Source organism: Geomonas terrae (assembly GCF_004791675.1).
GTDB lineage: Bacteria > Desulfobacterota > Desulfuromonadia > Geobacterales > Geobacteraceae > Geomonas > Geomonas edaphica.
In genome coordinates this window covers 690,581-706,921 of record NZ_SRSC01000003.1, presented here as the reverse complement: position 1 = coordinate 706,921, position 16,341 = coordinate 690,581, and the positions used below count along the sequence as shown (strand labels likewise).

Below are 16,341 nucleotides of genomic sequence, written 5' to 3'. Positions count from 1 at the left end.
TTTATGATGGGCGTATACGGGAAATAGAGGGTTGAGTGGCTGAAAATGGAAATGGACGATTGGCTAGGATGAGTGGGCGCCAACAAGAGCAAATCCCCCCTGCCCCCCCTTCGCAAAGGGGGGAACGCCTGGGCTGATGCAGCGCCTCGTGGGCCGCGATATCCCAACTTCCCAAACTCTCCGATGAACCTTCGTAAAGGGTGGAACTTCAGCCGCGAGCGTCGCTCAACGCATCCTCGATACCGGAGAGCCCTTCAAGCGCCCCACAGGGGAGCGAGAGGTGAGGTCTTTGGATCTGCGGCTCGCGCGGGTTGATGCGGATGACGCGCGCGCCGGAAAGCGAGCCGATCCGCTCGCTCGCGGCGCGCACGGTGGGGATCGCGGTACCGGCGCCCAGCTCCACGACGACGATGCGCCTTCCCGACTGGCGGGAGAGAAACTGCCGGAAGCGCTCCTCTTGGCGTCTCGTGCGTTCCCCCACCCAGGCGTAGTCGCCGAACATGAGGATGTTCGGGCGCGCGGCGCTGCCGCAGCGGGGGCAAAGCGGGACGTGGTCCGAGCGCATGGTCGCTTCGTCGATGCGGAAGGTCTCGCTATTGTCCCAGATGCGCTCCGAGCAGGGACGGGTGCACTGCAGGTGGTGGATGGAACCGTGGAATTCAAGGATATTCTCTTCGGCAAAGCCCGCCTTCTGGAACTGCCCGTCCACGTTGGAGGTGGCGACGAAGAGATCGAGCCGGTAACGACCGGCCCACTCGAGAAGCAGTGCGAAACCGGCGTGGGGGACGGTGTCCCGGTAGAGGTTGGCGCGGTGCCCGTAAAAGCCCCATCCGAAAGCGGGATCGTGTTCGAAGTGATCGGGGTTGGCGGCGTCGACGAAACTGATGCCGAGCCTTTGGTAAAGTGGGTAGGCGCGCCAGAAGCCTGTGTCCCCCCGGAAATCCGGAAGGCCGGAATCGACTCCCATGCCGGCCCCGGCGGTGACCACCAAGGCCTGGGCGGCGGCGAGCAGCGCGGCACCTTCCCGGAAGGCTGCGGCGAGACTGCCTCCCACAGCTAGATCCCCACCTTTACCGTTACCGGTTTCAGCACCCGCACCAGTTCGGCGGGAGGCATGGATACGAGGAAACCGCGGTGTCCACCATTTATATAGATAAGCGGCAGCTCGAGGATCGTCTCCTCGACGTAGACCGGCATCTGCTTCCGGGTCCCGAACGGGGAGGTCCCCCCCACCATGTACCCGGAATGGCGGTTTGCGGTGTCGGGGGTGCACGGAGCGACACTCTTTGCGCCGATGGCGCGCGCAAGCTCCTTGGTCGAGACCTGGCGGTCGCCGTGCATCAGCACCACCAGCGGGGCCCTGCTCTCGTCTTCCATGATGAGGGTCTTGATGACGCAGTGCTCCTCCACGCCCAGCTCACGCGCAGAGACGGCGGTGCCCCCCTTCTCCTCGTATTGATACGGATGCTCGCCGAATGACACTCCGGCCTGTCGCAAAACCCGGATGGCGGCGGTCACCGGCGACTTCACCTTGGCCATTTCGTTCTCCTTCAGCAGATTTGCTAGCTTTATTAAAAAAGTCGCTTGCCAGTTCCTAACATACCGGCTATAGATTAATAGCACGTCTCCGCCATCTTAACAACGGGCTAACCAGGGTAACTTACTATGGGAAATGAAACGCGAGCGGCCAAAGTATTAGTCATGGACGACGACGAAATGGTGAGATTCGTCGCGGGCGAAACTCTCAAACGTTACGGTTTCGAAGTCGAGTTCGCCAATGACGGTGCGCAGGCCGTCGAACTGTACCGCGAACGGCACCAATCAGGGGACGCCTTCGCAGCCGTGATCCTGGACCTGAACATCCCGGGCGGCATGGGTGGGCAGGAGGCGATGAAACTCCTGCTGGATATCGACCCGGACGCCAAGGGTTACGTCTCAAGCGGCCGCACCGATGATCCGGTGATGATGAATTACCAGAGCTTCGGCTTCAGCGGCACCATCGAAAAACCCTACTTCTACCTGAACAAGCAGCTCATGGAAGATTTCAGCAAGAGCCTGCGCGGCACCGAGTGAGCATGACCGGACTTGCGAACTACCGCGCCTTGGTCGCGCGCGTGGACGAGTTGTGCGACCGTACCTTCTCTGCCCTTGGTGACCACATCGCCTGTCGTGCCGGATGCGACGCATGCTGCCGCCATCTATCCATCTTCGCCGTCGAGGCCGCCGCGCTCAGAGAGGCGCTCCGTGAACTTCCCCCGGAAAAAGCCGCACTGATCCGCTCGAAGGCCGCACGCTCGGACGAAAACTCCCCCTGCCCGCTGCTCCACGACGGTCTCTGTCTTCTCTATAACGCACGCCCGATCATCTGCCGCACCCATGGCCTGCCGCTTCTGCTCGAACGCGAAGGCGAGAGGTCGGTCGACTTCTGCCCCGAAAACTTCCAGGGGCTTCCCAGCATCCCCGGAAGTGCGGTCATCGACCTGGAACGGCTGAACACCATGCTCGCCACCGTCAACGCGCTATTTTTACAGGAACATCCGGGCCCGGAACGGCTCACCCTTGCCGAAGCGCTGACTATCCCCGATTGACATTTCCCCAAAGTTAGGCATATATGGCCGGGGCTAAGATGCGCCGCGCGCGTCGCCGTGCATATAAATTTTGTGCTGTAAAAGGAGAGGCAACAGAGATGAAGGTAAGCTACAAGACTTCCGGGAGCTGCGCTTCCCGCATAGACATAGAGATCGAAGACGGCGTCATCGTCTCGACCCATTTCGTGGACGGCTGCGCCGGCAACACCCAGGCGGTGGCAGCACTCGTTCGCGGCATGGCGGTAACCGAGGCCATCGAGCGCCTCAAGGGGATCGCCTGCCAGGGCGACACATCCTGCCCGGACCAGCTCGCCCGGGCACTGGAGCAGGCACAATGCAGCACCATCCCTTCCTAAACGGGGGCCCTATGGAAATCTTCGGCGGATTCATGATGATGATGAGCATCATCGGCTTCTTCCTGGTCGTGATCTGGTTCATCCTCCCCTTCGTGATCTTCAACATCAAGGGGCGGGTGGACCGCGCCGTCGCCATGCTGGAAGATATGGACCGGCGCCTGAAATCGATCGAGCAGTCCGTGCGGGAGACCCGCGAGGCGACCATCGAGAAAGAAGAAGATTCGATCAACCGGCAACTGTAGCAGCTACGGGACCGGCGCCTCCCATTTATCCCCCTTCCCCCTCCCCGTCCCGGCCTTCGCCCACATGGGCTGCGGTCCGCCGGCGGGCCTACGCCCACCGCAGGGCTTCGGTCCGCCAGCTCGGCTTCGCCCGAAGGCGGGGGCGGGCGCTTGTATATCTCCTGAATCGCTACGACACCTGCGTCAGGCACGCCTCCACAGCGGCAGCACTCCGCCGCGGCTTCCTTAAGAAACAGTCATATCGCTTGCCAACCCCCGCTTTTTTCATTATTATGGGCCGCTATACGTTCGCCGGTAGAATAGAGAAGTCTAATCTGCCGCGCGATATTGCAAGGAGAGTTCATGGGTTTACTGGAAGGGAAAAAGGCGCTCATCTTCGGAGTCGCCAACGACAAGAGTATCGCCTGGGCCACGGCGGAGGCGATGCACCGCGAGGGAGCCGAGATAGCCCTTGCCTACGCGGGCGAGGCGGTCGCCAAGAGGGTGGCGCCGCTCGCGGAAAAATTGGACTGCAAACTGGTTCTTCCCTGCGACGTGCGCAGCGACGAGGAACTTTCCCGCCTGTTCGGCGAGATCCGCGAGGCATGGGGGGGGCTCGACATCCTGGTCCATTCCGTCGCCTTCGCAAACAAGGAGGAACTGAAAGGCTCCTTCCTGAACACCACCCGCGAGGGGTTTCAAACCGCACTCGACATCAGCACCTACTCGCTGATCGCCATGGCGCGCGAAGCGGCGCCGCTCATGCAGGGGCGCGACGGCAGCATCGTCGCCATGACCTACTACGGCGCGCAGAAGGTATTTCCGAGCTACAACGTCATGGGGGTTGCCAAGGCGGCCCTCGAGGCGACGGTGCGCTACCTCGCCGAGGCGATGGGGCCGGAAGGCACCAGAGTCAACGGCGTCTCCGCCGGTCCCCTGAGGACACTCGCCTCCGCCGGCATCGGCGGCTTCGGCCAGATCGCCGGTCACGTGGCGGATAAGGCGCCGCTTAGGCGCAACATCTCCCAGGAGGAGGTCGGCAACGCCGTCCTCTACCTTGCCAGCCCGCTCGCAAGCGGGGTCACCGGCGAGATCCATTTCGTCGACTGCGGCTACAACATCATCGGAATGTAGCGGAGGCGCACCATCAAAGGACTGCACGGTAATCTGACAGGACTGAAAGCAAGCCAGGTGAAGAGGCTCGAGAGGCTGTACCGCCGCAGGGTCAAGCCGGGCGAGGTGATCTCGCTGGAGCTCGCCCGCGAGCTTTCCGACATCTCGCTGGAGATCAGGCGCCAACTGGGCATCCTCATAAGCCGCATCGGCGAGGTCGCCTATGTAGTGGTCGGGGACGAGCGGGGCATCATGATCCCCGCCCTCGACGAATACCCGCTCGGCAGAAGGCTTCTGCGCGGGGTGCGCCTCGTGCACACGCACCTTAAGGGGGAAACGCTCACCGACGACGACCTGACCGACCTCTCGCTTTTACGTCTGGACCTGATCGCCGCGCTGCAGCTCACCCAGAACCCGGACCGCTTCTCCATCCAGACCGCGGCGCTCACCCCGGCCAACGGCGGCACCCTCCCCTACCACGTGGAGGCCTCGGTACCGTTCCAGAAGTTCGACCTCGATTTCCGCAGCTTCGTGGAGACCCTCGAACAGACCATGGAGCGCGGCCTCAAGGAAGGTAAGATGGTGGGGACCGGCGAGGAGCGCGGCATCCTCATCTCGGTCACCCAGCGCCCGCTCGAGGAGGCGGTCGACTCCGTAGAGGAGCTGAAGGAACTCGCTCGTACCGCCGGGGTGGGCGTCCTCGATACCGTCATCCAGCGTCCCAAGGAGTTCAACCCGCGCTACCTCCTGGGCGAAGGGAAAATCCGCGAGGTGGTGATCAAGGCGCTGCAGTTCGGCGCGACCATGCTCGTCTTCGACCAGGAACTCTCCCCGACCCAGGTCCGCTCCATCTCGGAGCTTACCGAACTGAAAGTCATCGACCGCAGCCAGCTCATCTTAGACATCTTCGCCCGGCGCGCCACAACGCAGGACGGCAAGGTCCAGGTGGAACTCGCCCAGTTAAAGTACCTGATGCCGCGACTCTCCGGACGCGGCGTGCAGATGTCGCGGCTCATGGGGGGGATAGGCGGGCGCGGCCCCGGTGAGACCAAGCTGGAGATCGACCGCCGCCGCATCCGCGACCGGATCGCGCACCTCGAGCGCGAGCTGAAGGAGCTCTCCAACGGTCGCTACCAGCGGCGCCAGAAAAGGGTGAAGGCTGGGATCCCCATCATCTCCATCGTGGGGTACACGAACGCGGGCAAGTCGACCCTGCTGAACACGATGACAAAAAGCGAGGTCTTCACCGAGGACCTCCTCTTCGCCACCCTGGACACCTCCTCGCGCCGCCTGCGCTTCCCGATGGACCGCGAGGTGATCATCACCGACACGGTCGGTTTCATAAGGAGCCTCCCGAAGTCGCTCATGGGGGCCTTCAAGGCGACCCTGGAGGAGTTGAAGGACGCGGATCTTCTCATCCATCTCGTCGACTGCTCAAACCCGCGCATGGAGGAGCAGATAAACCAGGTGAACACCATCCTGGGCGAGCTGGAGTTGAGCCAGAAGCCGATGCTGCTCGTCTTCAACAAGATGGACCTCCTCCCCGAGCTGAAAAAGGGAGATCCCCTCGCCTTCATGAAGGTGCGGCAGCTAACGCGCAAGTACGGCGCGATCACCATAAGCGCCGCGGACCGCAAGAGCCTCGAGCCGCTCATGAAGGAGTTGCAGCATCGTTTCTGGCATGACGTCGAGGACTACCAGGCGCCCGGGCAGCACTACGAGGAGCCCGAGGAGTAGCCCCAAGCGCAGCGCCGTAAATTCCGAAGGAGAACCGCTCTTTACATGGACCAGCAAGCGATCATCTACGCCCTCGACCTCCTGGGGACCGTCGCCTTCGCCGCCTCCGGCGCACTTGCCGGCGTGCGCCGCGGCATGGACCTCCTGGGCGTCATCGTCCTAGGCATCGTCACCGCCACCGGTGGCGGCGTCATCCGCGACGTGCTATTGAACGACACTCCCCCCTTCTGCTTCAAAAACGAGCTCTACCTCTACCTCGCCGTCGCCGCCTCGGTGATCGTCTTCATGACCCCCACGAGCTTCGAAAGGATGAACCGGGCCATGCTCCTTCTGGACGCACTTGGCCTCGGCACCTTCCTCGTCATCGGCACCTCCAAGGCGCTCCATTTCAATCTGGGGCTCATGGGGGCGATCATCATGGGGGTGATGACAGCTACCTGCGGGGGGCTCGTGCGCGACACGCTCAGTAACGAGATCCCGCTCATCCTGCAGCGCGAGATCTACGCCTCGGCCTGCGTGGTCGGCGGGGCCCTCTTCTATTTCCTGCACCACACCGCCGTCCCCACTCCTGTCAACTTGACTGTCTCGGCCGTCACCGTGATCGCCATCAGGGTCACCGCCATCGTCAAGGGGTGGCAGTTGCCGCGCGGGCAGGCGTTCTAGCCGGTGGCGAAGCGAAGCGCCGGACTGATCATGTACCGCTTCCGCGAAGGAAAAGCGGAACTGCTCCTCGTGCACCCCGGCGGCCCGTTCTGGGCCAAAAAGGACGCGGGCGCCTGGAGCATCCCCAAGGGTGAGTACCCGGAAGGAGAAGATCCTCTCGCTGCGGCACAACGAGAATTCCTCGAGGAAACCGGACTCGAGGCAACCGGCCCCTTTCTGGAACTGGCCGGGATCACACAGGCCGGGGGGAAACTGGTGCGGGCATGGGCTTTCACCGGCGACTGCAATCCGGAACTCATCGTCAGCAACACCTTCACCATGGAGTGGCCGCCTCGCTCCGGAAAAGAAGCCACCTTCCCGGAAGTCGACCGCGCCGGGTGGTTCGACTTCGTCGCCGCAAGAGAGAAGATACTCCCCAGCCAGCTTCCCCTGATCGACCAGCTCGCCACCCTCATCTGACCCCATTTCCTTTCAAGTCGCTGCAGCCAATCTTATAAAACAAGAACCTCCTGAAATAAAACCGATCCTCTTCGTCGCTTTCACATTTTTTCCTTACTTATTTTGTCGTATACACTCAAGTCGCCGACAACACTGACGATAGGTATAGACAGTTCGCCACTTGAAGAGTTTTACTTGCCATAGCCACCCGGTCGAGGTTTGTACAAGACAGCGCAAATACACGAAAAAGTAGAACAGGAGAAAGGTATGAAGATCCAGGACATGAAGATCGGGGTACGACTGAGCGTCGGTTTCGGCATCATCCTTCTGCTGCTCCTTGCCATCGGTGCCATCAGCGTCTTCGGCATGCTCAGAATGGACCGTGGCATGGAAACCATCGTCAAGAAGGACTATGCCAAGATCAAGCTGGCCAATGAGGCCACGAAGAACGTAACCGCGATCGTCTCCAGCATCCAGAGCATGGTCCTCGCTTCCGACCCGGCCGCGCGACGGGAGGAGAACAAGAAGATCGAGCTCACGCGGCAACAGTACAAAACTGCGATGGACCAGCTGGAAAAGTTGGAACAGACCGAGCAGGGGAAGGCGCTGATCGCGAAGGCTAAGCAGTCGCTTGACAACGCCCGCAAGGCGAATAACCAGGCCATCGATCTCGCCATGGCGGGGGACAGCACCCGCGCGGCGACTACCTTCGACAAGGAGGGGGCGCCCCTTTGTGCGGCCATACAGGGCGCCTTCAACGAACTGGTCAAATACCAGGAACAGGGGATCGACGATCGCTACCTGGCTGCGGTCAAGGTTTCCTCCAGCGCCCGCACCTTTGCCGTTTCGCTCGCCTTTCTCGCCATCGCCATCGGTAGCCTGATCGCCTTTTGCATCACCCGCAGCATAAGCCGTCCGGTGGGCGCCCTGTCGGCCTGCGCCGACCGCCTGGCGCTCGGTGATGTCGAGGTGGTAATCGACACCGAGGGCAAAGACGAGATCGCCACGCTGGCGCGCTCCTTCAGGAACATGGCGGACAACATAAAGGAGGCGTCCCTCGCTGCCGAACGGGTGGCGCACGGCGACCTCACCGTACAGGTCAGCCAAAAGTCGGAGCACGACCTGATGGGCAAGAACCTCTCCGTCATGATCGCCACCATCGGCAGGATGAGCGTGGCGATGAACGATTTGATCCAGGCGGTACGCGAAGGGAAACTGGCGGCGCGCGGCGACGCGGCCCAGTTCCAGGGGGCGTGGGGCGAGCTCATCGCCGGGCAGAACCGACTCATCGAGGCGTTCGTCCAGCCGATCGACGTCACCTCCCGTAACCTCGAGCGCATCTCCAAGGGTGACATCCCCGAGAAGATCACCGAGACCTACTACGGCGACTTCAACGACATCAAGCACAGCCTGAACCTGCTGATCGACGCGAACAACGACGCAACGAGGCTCGCCGGCGAGATCGCCGACGGCAACCTTCTCCTCGAGGTGAAGCAGCGCTCGGAGAACGACGGGCTGATGCAGGCACTCTCCAACATGGTGCAGAACCTGACCCGGGTGGTGCGCGACGTAAAGCATGCCGCCGACAACGTGACCACCGGCAGCCAGGAGTTGAGCGCCACCTCGGAGCAGATGTCGCAGGGGGCAAGCGAGCAGGCAGCGAGCGCCGAGGAGGCGAGCGCCTCGATGGAGCAGATGACCTCGAACATCCGCCAGAACGCGGACAACTCGATGCAGACCGAGAAGATCGCGGTGAAATCTGCCGGCGATGCGAGCGAAAGCGGCAAGGCGGTGGCGAGAACGGTGGCGGCCATGAAGGAGATCGCGTCCAAGACCTCGATCATAGAGGAGATCGCGCGTCAGACGAACCTGCTCGCCTTGAACGCGGCTATCGAGGCGGCGCGCGCCGGGGAACACGGCAAGGGTTTCGCGGTGGTGGCGAGCGAGGTGAGAAAGCTCGCCGAGCGTAGCCAGAAAGCGGCGGGGGAGATCGGCGATCTGTCGCTCACCTCGGTGGAGGTGGCCGAGCATGCCGGGAACCTGTTGCAGGCGCTCGTACCGGACATCCACCGGACCGCGGAACTGGTGCAGGAGATCTCGGCTGCGTGCAAGGAACAGGACTCCGGAGCGGAGCAGATCAACCGCGCCATCCAGCAACTGGACCAGGTAATCCAGCAAAACGCCGGTGCCTCCGAGGAGATGGCGTCAACCGCGGAAGAACTCGCCTCCCAGGCGGAACAGCTGCAGACCACCATCGCCTTCTTCAAGGTGGGCGCGGGGGGAGAACAGCAGATCAGGAGACCGGGGACCGCGAAGCAGCAGGCGCCTCGGAAGGAGAACACGCAGAAGCTCACGCGCGCAGGTATCCAGGTGCGGGAGTACCCGGGGGTAAGCCTCGACATGGCGGCCAACGAGAGTCTGCTGCAGGCGGGGTTCGAGAGGTACTAGAGGAGAGTCTGCGAGAGATCATCACCGCGTGAGAACAAAAGTTAAGGCGGCCGGGAGGCCGCCTTTTCTCGTTCAATCCCTCGGGACTGTCGGGGTGATGGTCACCGTCCCGGGCTCCCCCTCGCGGCCGTCGATGCTGCTTGCAAGCTCCAGGAAGAGGCCGGCGACGCTCAGGTTGGTGGTGAGGTGCCTGGTGATGCGCGAGGTGCGGAACACCGACCTCCCGTGGGCACGGGCGAGGTAGATGATGAGTTGGTCGGCCAGGTGCGGGTCGACGGGCGTCCCGTTTTCGTGGTGTGCCAGAAACTCCAGCGCGGCCTCGCTCCCCACCTGTTCCGCCGGTTTGCCACGCTCGCCGAGCGCGGTGAAGCCTGCGGTGCCATGCTCGTATTCCCCCTTGATGAAGAGGAAGGTCCCCTGCCCGAACACCTGCGGCTCGATCACCTCGATGTCCATGGGAATGCCACGCTCCACCTTCCCGCGCAGGACCAAAAGCGCGGACTTAAGCTGCCGCTCCGCGATGCTCCTCGCAAGGTTTCCCACCGCCGAGACGATGCGGATGCCGGTCAACTTTCCTCTTTCCGTGGAGGTCATGGGAGCGTGCTCAACCTCCGGTTCCACGGTGCAGCCGATCCGCCCTCCCCCTTTGGGATAGAAACCGAAGGAGCGTGAAAGCGGCTCGCCCCTCACGCCGAGCACCGTGATGGAGGGCCAGAATATCTCGGAGAAATAGTGCCAGGAAGGGCTGAAGGGGACGTGGGTGCCGCCGGTCACCATGACGCGGCTTGTCTTTCGTGCCGAGGCAAGCGGCGGGATCAAGGTCTGCAGCACCAGGGTCGCCGCCCCTGCCGTCCCGATGTCGAAGCTGTATTCTCCCGGCGCGATGCCGTCGGGAAGGAAGCTCAGTTCGGGAGAGCCTAGGCGGTCACCGGCGACGTTGGCCGAGGCGATGCGTGCCGCCGCCTGTACCGCCATCAGGTGCTGGCGCATGAGGCCGGACTTCTCGCGGTTCTTCCTGATGTTGAAGATGCGAAAGCCCTGGCCGGTCAGGCAGGCAAGGCTCAGCGCGCTCCTTAGCACCTGCCCTCCCCCTTCGCCCATACTCCCGTCGATCTCGATCATCGCGCATCCTTCTCAGTAAAGGTTCAAAAAGCAAATCCCCCCTGCCCCCCCTTCGCAAAGGGGGGGACGTGATGTCATGCTCACTGCTTCGAGACCAAGGCACGCATGCTTCACCGGCATTTCCTAAAGCCCCTCAGTAAAGGAACATCGGCTTGCCGAGCACGTGCCGCACCTTGGGGCGGTACTCCGCCGTGTCGTACAGCTCCGCTACGTCCACCCGTTTCTCCCCCTGCATGATGGTGCTGATCGGGATGTGCCGGTAGGTCCCCCCCTGCATGGCGACCATCCGCCCGGACATCCCATCGCCGATGAGGTCCATGGTCATATTGGCGTAGTTGTACGCGACCATGAGATCGAGCGAGTCCGGCGCCCCGCTGCGCATGAGATAGGAGAGCTGCTGGTAGATGATGTGGGAGCCGGTGAGTTTTTTCACCGCCTCGCTCACCACGACGCCGATCCCGCCGAGTTTCTTGTGGCCGTAGGCGTCCTCCTGGCCATACTCGACGATCTGCCCCCCCACCATGGAGGCCCCTTCCGAGATGGTCACCATGGCGTAGTTGCTCCGGTTCCCCTGCTTGTCTTCCTGCAAAAGCGCGGAGAGCCGCTCGATATCGAAGGGGACCTCGGAGATGAGCGCGCGGTCCACGCCGGCCAGGTAAGCCGAGATGAGCGAGGTTTCCCCGGAATTGCGCCCGAAGAGCTCGACCACCGCGATGCGTTCGTGGGAACCGGCGCTCGTGCGCAGGTTGTGGATGAAGTTGACGCTCCTCGTCACCGCGGTGGAAAAGCCGATGCAGTAATCGGTGCCGAAGACGTCGTTGTCCATGGTCTTCGGTATCGCCACGATGGGAACCCCCTCGCGGTTAAGCCGTTCGGCGTAGCTCAGGGTGTCGTCGCCCCCGATCGGGATCAGCGCATCGATCCCCAGGTGCTCCAGGTTTTTCAGGATGTGGGGGTGAAATCGTGGTGGACGGGTGCGGCGGGGTCGAAATCGGCACCGCGTAGAAAAGCGGGTACGTCGGCCGTCGCCACCTTGCCCGGGTTGGTGCGGCTCGTATGCAGGAAGGTGCCGCCGGTGCGGTCGACGGTGCGCACCTCTTGGCGGTCAAGCGGGATGATCGTCTTTTCCCAAGACTCCGGGTCGTCGCGATCGTAGGCCAAAAGGCCGCCCCAGCCGCGCCGGATGCCGATGACGCGGTACCCCTTTTCCGAGGCCCGGGTCACCAGGGTCTTCAGCGCCGGGTTGAGTCCCGGCACGTCGCCGCCGCCGGTCAGTACGCCTAACGTCTTCAGCCTTTCTCCCATGGCACGCTCCTTTAATGATATCGGTTAAAAAACCTTCACATTGTACCGGAGCGGCCTTCCTTTTCAAGAAAGTGCCGGGGTGGCGGCGGGGCTTGTCAGGTGGTGAGGTAGTAGGTGATCTCGTTATGGCCGACCAGGAGTTCGAGTCCGAGCAGGGATGGTGCGTCGCAGGGGGTGGCGCCGTAGCGCTCGAGGAGGTCCATGGCGTGACGGGGGCACTCCGGGGTGAAAAAGAGCTCCAAAGCCCCTTCCGACTCACGGCGGAAAAGGGCCATGGTGCGCGGGCCGCCCGCGGCGCGGAAGGCCGCCGTGAAATCGTCCTTCACTCGAGCGGGCACTCCGGCGGCAACCGCATCAGGTAAAAGCGTCAGCAGGTACCAGTTCATGCGGCGTCCCCTTTGCGCCCGGCAGGAGGGGTCACGTAGCCGGCGCAGGTGCCGACCAGTTTCTCGTGTATGGCGTCCATCATCTCACTCTCGTCGGTCACCCCGGCGGCAGCACCCAGGTTGAGGGCGAGCGGGAGCAGTCCCATGAGGACGGTGCGCAGGTTGCCGCACCCGTGCGAGCCCCCAAGGACGTCGGAGAGCTTGCGCTGGAGGCCGCGGCCGATGACGAATCCGTTCAAACCGGCCATTTTAGCCGTGGCGTTGCAGCAGTCGCACGTCGGGGACTTGCGGAACTCGGCCCACGCCGAGAGGATCTTCAGGGTCGCCACCTCGACCTTCACCTCGATGACCAGGTCGTGGAAGCGGTCTTTCATGGTCGCGGCGAGCAGCGCCGTGCCGTCGTTTTGTTTGAGCAAGCGGTAGGAGATGTCCCGCTGGAAATCCTCCATGGGGTTAAGCTGCATGTTTTTGCCCTTTACACGTGAGTAATTTGGCGGCCGGAAGCACTCCGGCGCCGTCCGGGAGTGTCGCTGCTTGGGCGGTAGAAGTCAAGGGAAACGTGGTGCTTTATAACGCGAGGAGTAAGGCGTCAGGAGAGGCCGTCCAGGATGGCGCGGGCGATGATGAGGCGCTGGATCTCGCTCGTCCCCTCGTAGATCGAGGTGACCCGGACGTCACGGGCGTAGCGCTCGACGGGGAAGTCGCCCAGGTAGCCGTAGCCGCCGAGCATCTGTACCGCCTTATAGCACGCCCGGTTGGCGGCTTCGGTGGCGTAGAGCTTCGCCATGGATGCCTCTTTTGCGAAACTCTTTCCCGCCTCCTTACGGTAGGCGGCCTGCATGAGCAGAAGGCGCGCGGCCTCAAGTTCTGTATAGGCGTCGGCGATCATGAAGCGGATCGCCTCGAATTTGGAGATCTTCTGGCCGAACTGGGACCTTTGCGCGGCATACGAGGTGGCAAAATCCATCGCGGCGAGGCCGATGCCGAGGGCGAGCGACCCGATGCCGATGCGGCCGCCGGCTAGTTCCCCTACCGCCACCCTGAAGCCCCGGTTCAGCTCGCCCATCAGGGCGGACGCCGGTATCCTGCACGCCTCGAAGGTAACGCTGCAGGTCGCCGAGGCGCGCTGGCCGCTTTTATCCTCCTCCTTCCCGATGATGAGGCCCGGAGTCCCGGACTCCACGAGGAAGCAGCTGATCCCCTCCCCCCTGGGGGCGTCCCGGTCGGTGACCGCCCAGGCCACGAAGACGCCGGCGTAGGGGGCGCTGGTGATGAAGGCCTTGGTGCCGTCGAGGATGAAGTGGTCGCCGTCGCGGCGCGCGGTGGTCACCATGGCGGCAGGGTCGGACCCGGCGCCGGGTTCGGTGAGGGCGAAGCTTGCGGCGATGCAGTCGCCTGAGCAGATGCAGGGGATGTAGCGTTCCTTCTGCTCCTGCGAGCCGATCGCCTCGATCACCTCGCAGACCATGTTGTTGACCGAGACGGTGACCGCGGTCGAGGCGCAGGCGCGGGCGATCTCGGTCATGGCGACGGAAAATGCGACGGCGCCCGCCTCGGAACCGCCGTAGGCCGCAGAAACGTCCAGCCCCATGAAACCCAGTTGGGCCAGTTTTTTCAGGTTCGCGACGAAGGCGGGACGGTCCCCATCCCGGTCGAGCCTGGCCGCCAGCGGCGCCAGTTCGGCGGCGGCGAAGGCACGCGCCGTGTCGCGGATGAGCCGCTGTTCTTCGGTGAGCTCAAGAAACATGGTGGAGACTCCGTTGACGGGAGGGACTAGTAGCGGTAGAAGCCCTGGCCCGATTTCCGTCCGAGGTAACCCGCGTCGACCATCTGCACCAGCAGGGGACAAGGGCGGTATTTCGGGTCCTTGAAGCCGTCGTAGAGGACGTTGCCGATGGCGAGCACGGTATCGAGCCCGATAAAGTCGGCAAGTTGCAGTGGCCCCATCGGCTGGTTGGTTCCAAGCTTCATGCCGCGGTCGATGTCCTCCGCCGAGGCGATCCCCTCGTAAAGCGCGAACGCCGCCTCGTTGATCATCGGAATGAGGATGCGGTTCACGATGAAGCCGGGGTAGTCTTTTGAGGTCGCCATCTCCTTCCCGAGGAAGGCGACCGCCTCCGCGACGGCCTGGAAGGTCTCCTCGCTGGTGGCGATGCCACGGATCACCTCGACCAGGGTCATGACCGGCACGGGGTTCATGAAGTGCATGCCGATGACGCGGTCCGGACGCGCGGTCGCCGCGGCGATTCTCGTGATGGAGATGGAAGAAGTGTTGGAGGCTAGAATGGCGTGCTCGGGGGCGATGCCATCCAGGGTGCGGAAGAGCTCCAGCTTGAGCGGCTCGTTTTCGGTGGCCGCTTCCACGATCAGTTCGCAGGTACCGAACTCATCAAGCGAGGAAGCGACCGTGATGCGTGCAAGGATTTCGTCGATGCCGGCGTCGAAGACGACACCTTTCTTCGCCTGGCGCTCGAGGTTCTGCGCGATGCCGGCAAGCCCCTTGGCCGCCTGCGCCGGGGAGGGATCGTAGGCGACGACCCGGCAGCCGTTTTGGGCGAAGACGTGCGCTATGCCGCTTCCCATCTGGCCGATGCCTACCACCCCCACTGTCTTGAACATGCTCCCCTCCGCCCCTACACCCGCTCGAAAATTGCGGCCACCGCCTCGCCGCCGCCGATGCAGAGCGAGGCGAGGCCGTAACGCTTGCCGCTAGCTTGCAGCTCGCGCACCAGGGTCGCGGCGAGCCTCCCGCCGCTTGCACCGATCGGGTGCCCGAGGGCACAGGCCCCGCCGTTCACGTTCACCTTTTTCATGTCGAGCCCAAGCTCACGGATCGCGATCAGCGGCACGGCGGCAAAGGCCTCGTTGATCTCGAAAAGATCTATCTCGTCGGGGTCGATCCCGGCCCGCGTGCAAACTGCCTTGATGGCGCCGACCGGCGCGTCGGTGTACTGGTCGGGATGCATGCTGCAGGTGGCATACGCAACGAGGCGCGCCTTCGGTCTCAACCGGTAACGCTCGACCGCCTCGGTACCGGCCAGCAGCGCGAAGGCCGCACCATCGTTGATGGTCGAGGCGTTCCCGGCGGTGATGGTGGCGCCGTCACGGCCGAAGGCGGGTTTGAGGTCGGCGATCGTCGCTATGTCCACCCGGAACGGCTCCTCATCCTCGCTCACCGTTTCCCTGCCGTGGCCGTGCTTTCCCTTCTTCACCACCGGGACGATCTCGTCGGCAAAGATCCCTTCTGACACCGCTTCCTGGGCAAGCTGGTAGGAGCGGAGCGCGAACTCGTCCTGCGCCTCGCGCCCGAGGGCGTGCCGCTTCACCGCCTCTTCGGCGATCTCCCCCATGTGACGCCCCGAGTAGGGGTCCTGGAGGCCATCGTACAGCATCAAATCGAGCAGTTGCCCGTGCCCCATCCGGTAGCCGTAACGGGCCTTCTTGAGGGCGAAGGGGGCCTGCGACATGCTCTCCATGCCACCGGCGATGGCCACCTCTGCGTCGCCGAGCATGATGGAGCCGGCCGCCAGCATGATCGCCTTCAGACCGCTGCCGCACACCTTGTTGATGGTCATGGCGTGGGTGCTGTCGGGAATCCCCGCCCGGCGCATCGCCTGCCTTGCCGGGGCCTGTCCGCACCCGCCTGTGAGGACCTGCCCCGCGATGACCTCGTCCACGGCCGCGGGCTCCAGAGCGCTCCGTTCGAGAAGCGCCTGCATTACCGTCCCCGCCAGGGCATACGCCTCCAGCTCGGAGAGGACTCCTCCGAAGGAGCCGAACGGCGTCCTCAACGCCTCGACGACAAACACATCCCTCATGCCCCCTCCCCACGCGTCAGTTACTCTGTGTCCGGGCTGCTGCAGACAGTCACAGGAGAGATAAATCTACAATATTTTTACTATAACGCCAGCGTGCCATACAGGAAAGGGAATATCTGAACCGAAAGGCGGTAAAACTGCAAAAC

The 16,341-nt window shown here is 63.2% G+C and carries 19 protein-coding genes; 9 read left to right on the top strand and 10 right to left on the bottom strand.

Features of this window, described 5'->3' with window-relative positions; all coding sequences use genetic code 11:
• Positions 1 to 208 precede the first annotated feature (208 nt).
• Positions 209 to 1,054: an SIR2 family NAD-dependent protein deacylase gene (locus E4633_RS14915; protein ID WP_135871337.1), complete on the bottom strand. Its 846-nt coding sequence runs from the start codon at positions 1,052 to 1,054 to the stop codon at positions 209 to 211.
• A gap of 2 nt (positions 1,055 to 1,056) precedes the next feature.
• Positions 1,057 to 1,539, bottom strand: coding sequence for a Cys-tRNA(Pro) deacylase (gene ybaK, locus E4633_RS14910; RefSeq protein WP_135871335.1), 483 nt, complete (start codon positions 1,537 to 1,539; stop codon positions 1,057 to 1,059).
• A 162-nt stretch (positions 1,540 to 1,701) separates the two neighbouring features.
• On the opposite strand from ybaK, the gene E4633_RS14905 reads away from it, so the two are divergent.
• The 9 genes from E4633_RS14905 to E4633_RS14865 all read left to right on the top strand — a co-directional run bounded on the left by E4633_RS14905 (position 1,702) and on the right by E4633_RS14865 (position 9,564).
• On the top strand, positions 1,702 to 2,073 hold the full coding sequence (locus tag E4633_RS14905) for a response regulator (RefSeq protein ID WP_246038156.1): 372 nt from the start codon (positions 1,702 to 1,704) through the stop codon (positions 2,071 to 2,073).
• Positions 2,074 to 2,075: 2 nt separating this feature from the next.
• Positions 2,076 to 2,588 (top strand): YkgJ family cysteine cluster protein, encoded by a 513-nt coding sequence (locus E4633_RS14900; protein ID WP_135871331.1) that lies wholly within the window; start codon positions 2,076 to 2,078, stop codon positions 2,586 to 2,588.
• Between the two features lie 98 nt (positions 2,589 to 2,686).
• A complete protein-coding gene (locus tag E4633_RS14895; protein WP_129126426.1) occupies positions 2,687 to 2,944 on the top strand; it encodes a TIGR03905 family TSCPD domain-containing protein in 258 nt (85 codons plus the stop codon).
• Positions 2,945 to 2,955: 11 nt separating this feature from the next.
• Entirely contained in the window at positions 2,956 to 3,186 is a 231-nt protein-coding gene (locus E4633_RS14890; protein WP_135871329.1) for a hypothetical protein, read from the top strand.
• A 342-nt stretch (positions 3,187 to 3,528) separates the two neighbouring features.
• On the top strand, positions 3,529 to 4,299 hold the full coding sequence (locus E4633_RS14885) for an enoyl-ACP reductase FabI (RefSeq protein WP_135871327.1): 771 nt from the start codon (positions 3,529 to 3,531) through the stop codon (positions 4,297 to 4,299).
• 42 nt (positions 4,300 to 4,341) lie between these two features.
• Positions 4,342 to 6,015, top strand: a complete 1,674-nt coding sequence (hflX, locus tag E4633_RS14880) for a GTPase HflX (RefSeq protein WP_135871325.1) — start codon at positions 4,342 to 4,344, stop codon at positions 6,013 to 6,015.
• Between the two features lie 45 nt (positions 6,016 to 6,060).
• A complete protein-coding gene (locus E4633_RS14875; RefSeq protein ID WP_135871324.1) occupies positions 6,061 to 6,678 on the top strand; it encodes a trimeric intracellular cation channel family protein in 618 nt (205 codons plus the stop codon).
• A 3-nt stretch (positions 6,679 to 6,681) separates the two neighbouring features.
• Positions 6,682 to 7,137 (top strand): NUDIX domain-containing protein, encoded by a 456-nt coding sequence (locus E4633_RS14870; RefSeq protein ID WP_135871322.1) that lies wholly within the window; start codon positions 6,682 to 6,684, stop codon positions 7,135 to 7,137.
• 246 nt (positions 7,138 to 7,383) lie between these two features.
• The gene (locus E4633_RS14865; protein ID WP_135871320.1) at positions 7,384 to 9,564 is read left to right on the top strand and encodes a methyl-accepting chemotaxis protein; all 2,181 of its coding nucleotides are present in this window, start codon (positions 7,384 to 7,386) and stop codon (positions 9,562 to 9,564) included.
• Positions 9,565 to 9,636: 72 nt separating this feature from the next.
• On the opposite strand, the gene rtcA is transcribed toward E4633_RS14865, so the two are convergent.
• The 8 genes from rtcA to E4633_RS14830 all read right to left on the bottom strand — a co-directional run bounded on the left by rtcA (position 9,637) and on the right by E4633_RS14830 (position 16,195).
• The gene (gene rtcA / locus E4633_RS14860) at positions 9,637 to 10,686 is read right to left on the bottom strand and encodes an RNA 3'-terminal phosphate cyclase (protein ID WP_135871318.1); all 1,050 of its coding nucleotides are present in this window, start codon (positions 10,684 to 10,686) and stop codon (positions 9,637 to 9,639) included.
• Positions 10,687 to 10,819: 133 nt separating this feature from the next.
• Complete coding sequence (locus E4633_RS14855; protein ID WP_281276789.1) at positions 10,820 to 11,596, bottom strand: 6-phosphofructokinase; 777 nt, start codon at positions 11,594 to 11,596, stop codon at positions 10,820 to 10,822.
• Positions 11,597 to 11,628: 32 nt separating this feature from the next.
• Entirely contained in the window at positions 11,629 to 11,991 is a 363-nt protein-coding gene (locus E4633_RS21020) for a 6-phosphofructokinase (RefSeq protein ID WP_281276786.1), read from the bottom strand.
• A gap of 95 nt (positions 11,992 to 12,086) precedes the next feature.
• Complete coding sequence (locus E4633_RS14850) at positions 12,087 to 12,377, bottom strand: hypothetical protein (RefSeq protein ID WP_135871316.1); 291 nt, start codon at positions 12,375 to 12,377, stop codon at positions 12,087 to 12,089.
• Entirely contained in the window at positions 12,374 to 12,841 is a 468-nt protein-coding gene (locus E4633_RS14845; protein ID WP_135871314.1) for a DUF2889 domain-containing protein, read from the bottom strand. The genes E4633_RS14850 and E4633_RS14845 overlap by 4 nt, the downstream gene beginning before the upstream one ends.
• A gap of 125 nt (positions 12,842 to 12,966) precedes the next feature.
• Entirely contained in the window at positions 12,967 to 14,124 is a 1,158-nt protein-coding gene (locus E4633_RS14840) for an acyl-CoA dehydrogenase family protein (RefSeq protein WP_135871312.1), read from the bottom strand.
• A 26-nt stretch (positions 14,125 to 14,150) separates the two neighbouring features.
• The gene (locus E4633_RS14835) at positions 14,151 to 14,996 is read right to left on the bottom strand and encodes a 3-hydroxybutyryl-CoA dehydrogenase (protein ID WP_135871310.1); all 846 of its coding nucleotides are present in this window, start codon (positions 14,994 to 14,996) and stop codon (positions 14,151 to 14,153) included.
• A 14-nt stretch (positions 14,997 to 15,010) separates the two neighbouring features.
• A complete protein-coding gene (locus tag E4633_RS14830) occupies positions 15,011 to 16,195 on the bottom strand; it encodes a thiolase family protein (RefSeq protein ID WP_135871308.1) in 1,185 nt (394 codons plus the stop codon).
• Positions 16,196 to 16,341 lie beyond the last annotated feature (146 nt).

What these genes read in the sequence shown, in the direction of transcription:
- E4633_RS14830 (WP_135871308.1), bottom strand. Translation starts at nt 16,195, where the DNA reads ATGAGGGATGTGTTTGTCGTCGAGGCGTTGAGGACGCCGTTCGGCTCC.
- E4633_RS21020 (WP_281276786.1), bottom strand. Translation starts at nt 11,991, where the DNA reads ATGGGAGAAAGGCTGAAGACGTTAGGCGTACTGACCGGCGGCGGCGAC.
- E4633_RS14850 (WP_135871316.1), bottom strand. Translation starts at nt 12,377, where the DNA reads ATGAACTGGTACCTGCTGACGCTTTTACCTGATGCGGTTGCCGCCGGA.
- E4633_RS14905 (WP_246038156.1), top strand. Translation starts at nt 1,702, where the DNA reads ATGGACGACGACGAAATGGTGAGATTCGTCGCGGGCGAAACTCTCAAA.
- E4633_RS14900 (WP_135871331.1), top strand. Translation starts at nt 2,076, where the DNA reads ATGACCGGACTTGCGAACTACCGCGCCTTGGTCGCGCGCGTGGACGAG.
- E4633_RS14845 (WP_135871314.1), bottom strand. Translation starts at nt 12,841, where the DNA reads ATGCAGCTTAACCCCATGGAGGATTTCCAGCGGGACATCTCCTACCGC.
- ybaK (WP_135871335.1), bottom strand. Translation starts at nt 1,539, where the DNA reads ATGGCCAAGGTGAAGTCGCCGGTGACCGCCGCCATCCGGGTTTTGCGA.
- E4633_RS14865 (WP_135871320.1), top strand. Translation starts at nt 7,384, where the DNA reads ATGAAGATCCAGGACATGAAGATCGGGGTACGACTGAGCGTCGGTTTC.
- E4633_RS14890 (WP_135871329.1), top strand. Translation starts at nt 2,956, where the DNA reads ATGGAAATCTTCGGCGGATTCATGATGATGATGAGCATCATCGGCTTC.
- E4633_RS14875 (WP_135871324.1), top strand. Translation starts at nt 6,061, where the DNA reads ATGGACCAGCAAGCGATCATCTACGCCCTCGACCTCCTGGGGACCGTC.
- E4633_RS14840 (WP_135871312.1), bottom strand. Translation starts at nt 14,124, where the DNA reads ATGTTTCTTGAGCTCACCGAAGAACAGCGGCTCATCCGCGACACGGCG.
- E4633_RS14835 (WP_135871310.1), bottom strand. Translation starts at nt 14,996, where the DNA reads ATGTTCAAGACAGTGGGGGTGGTAGGCATCGGCCAGATGGGAAGCGGC.
- rtcA (WP_135871318.1), bottom strand. Translation starts at nt 10,686, where the DNA reads ATGATCGAGATCGACGGGAGTATGGGCGAAGGGGGAGGGCAGGTGCTA.
- E4633_RS14895 (WP_129126426.1), top strand. Translation starts at nt 2,687, where the DNA reads ATGAAGGTAAGCTACAAGACTTCCGGGAGCTGCGCTTCCCGCATAGAC.
- E4633_RS14885 (WP_135871327.1), top strand. Translation starts at nt 3,529, where the DNA reads ATGGGTTTACTGGAAGGGAAAAAGGCGCTCATCTTCGGAGTCGCCAAC.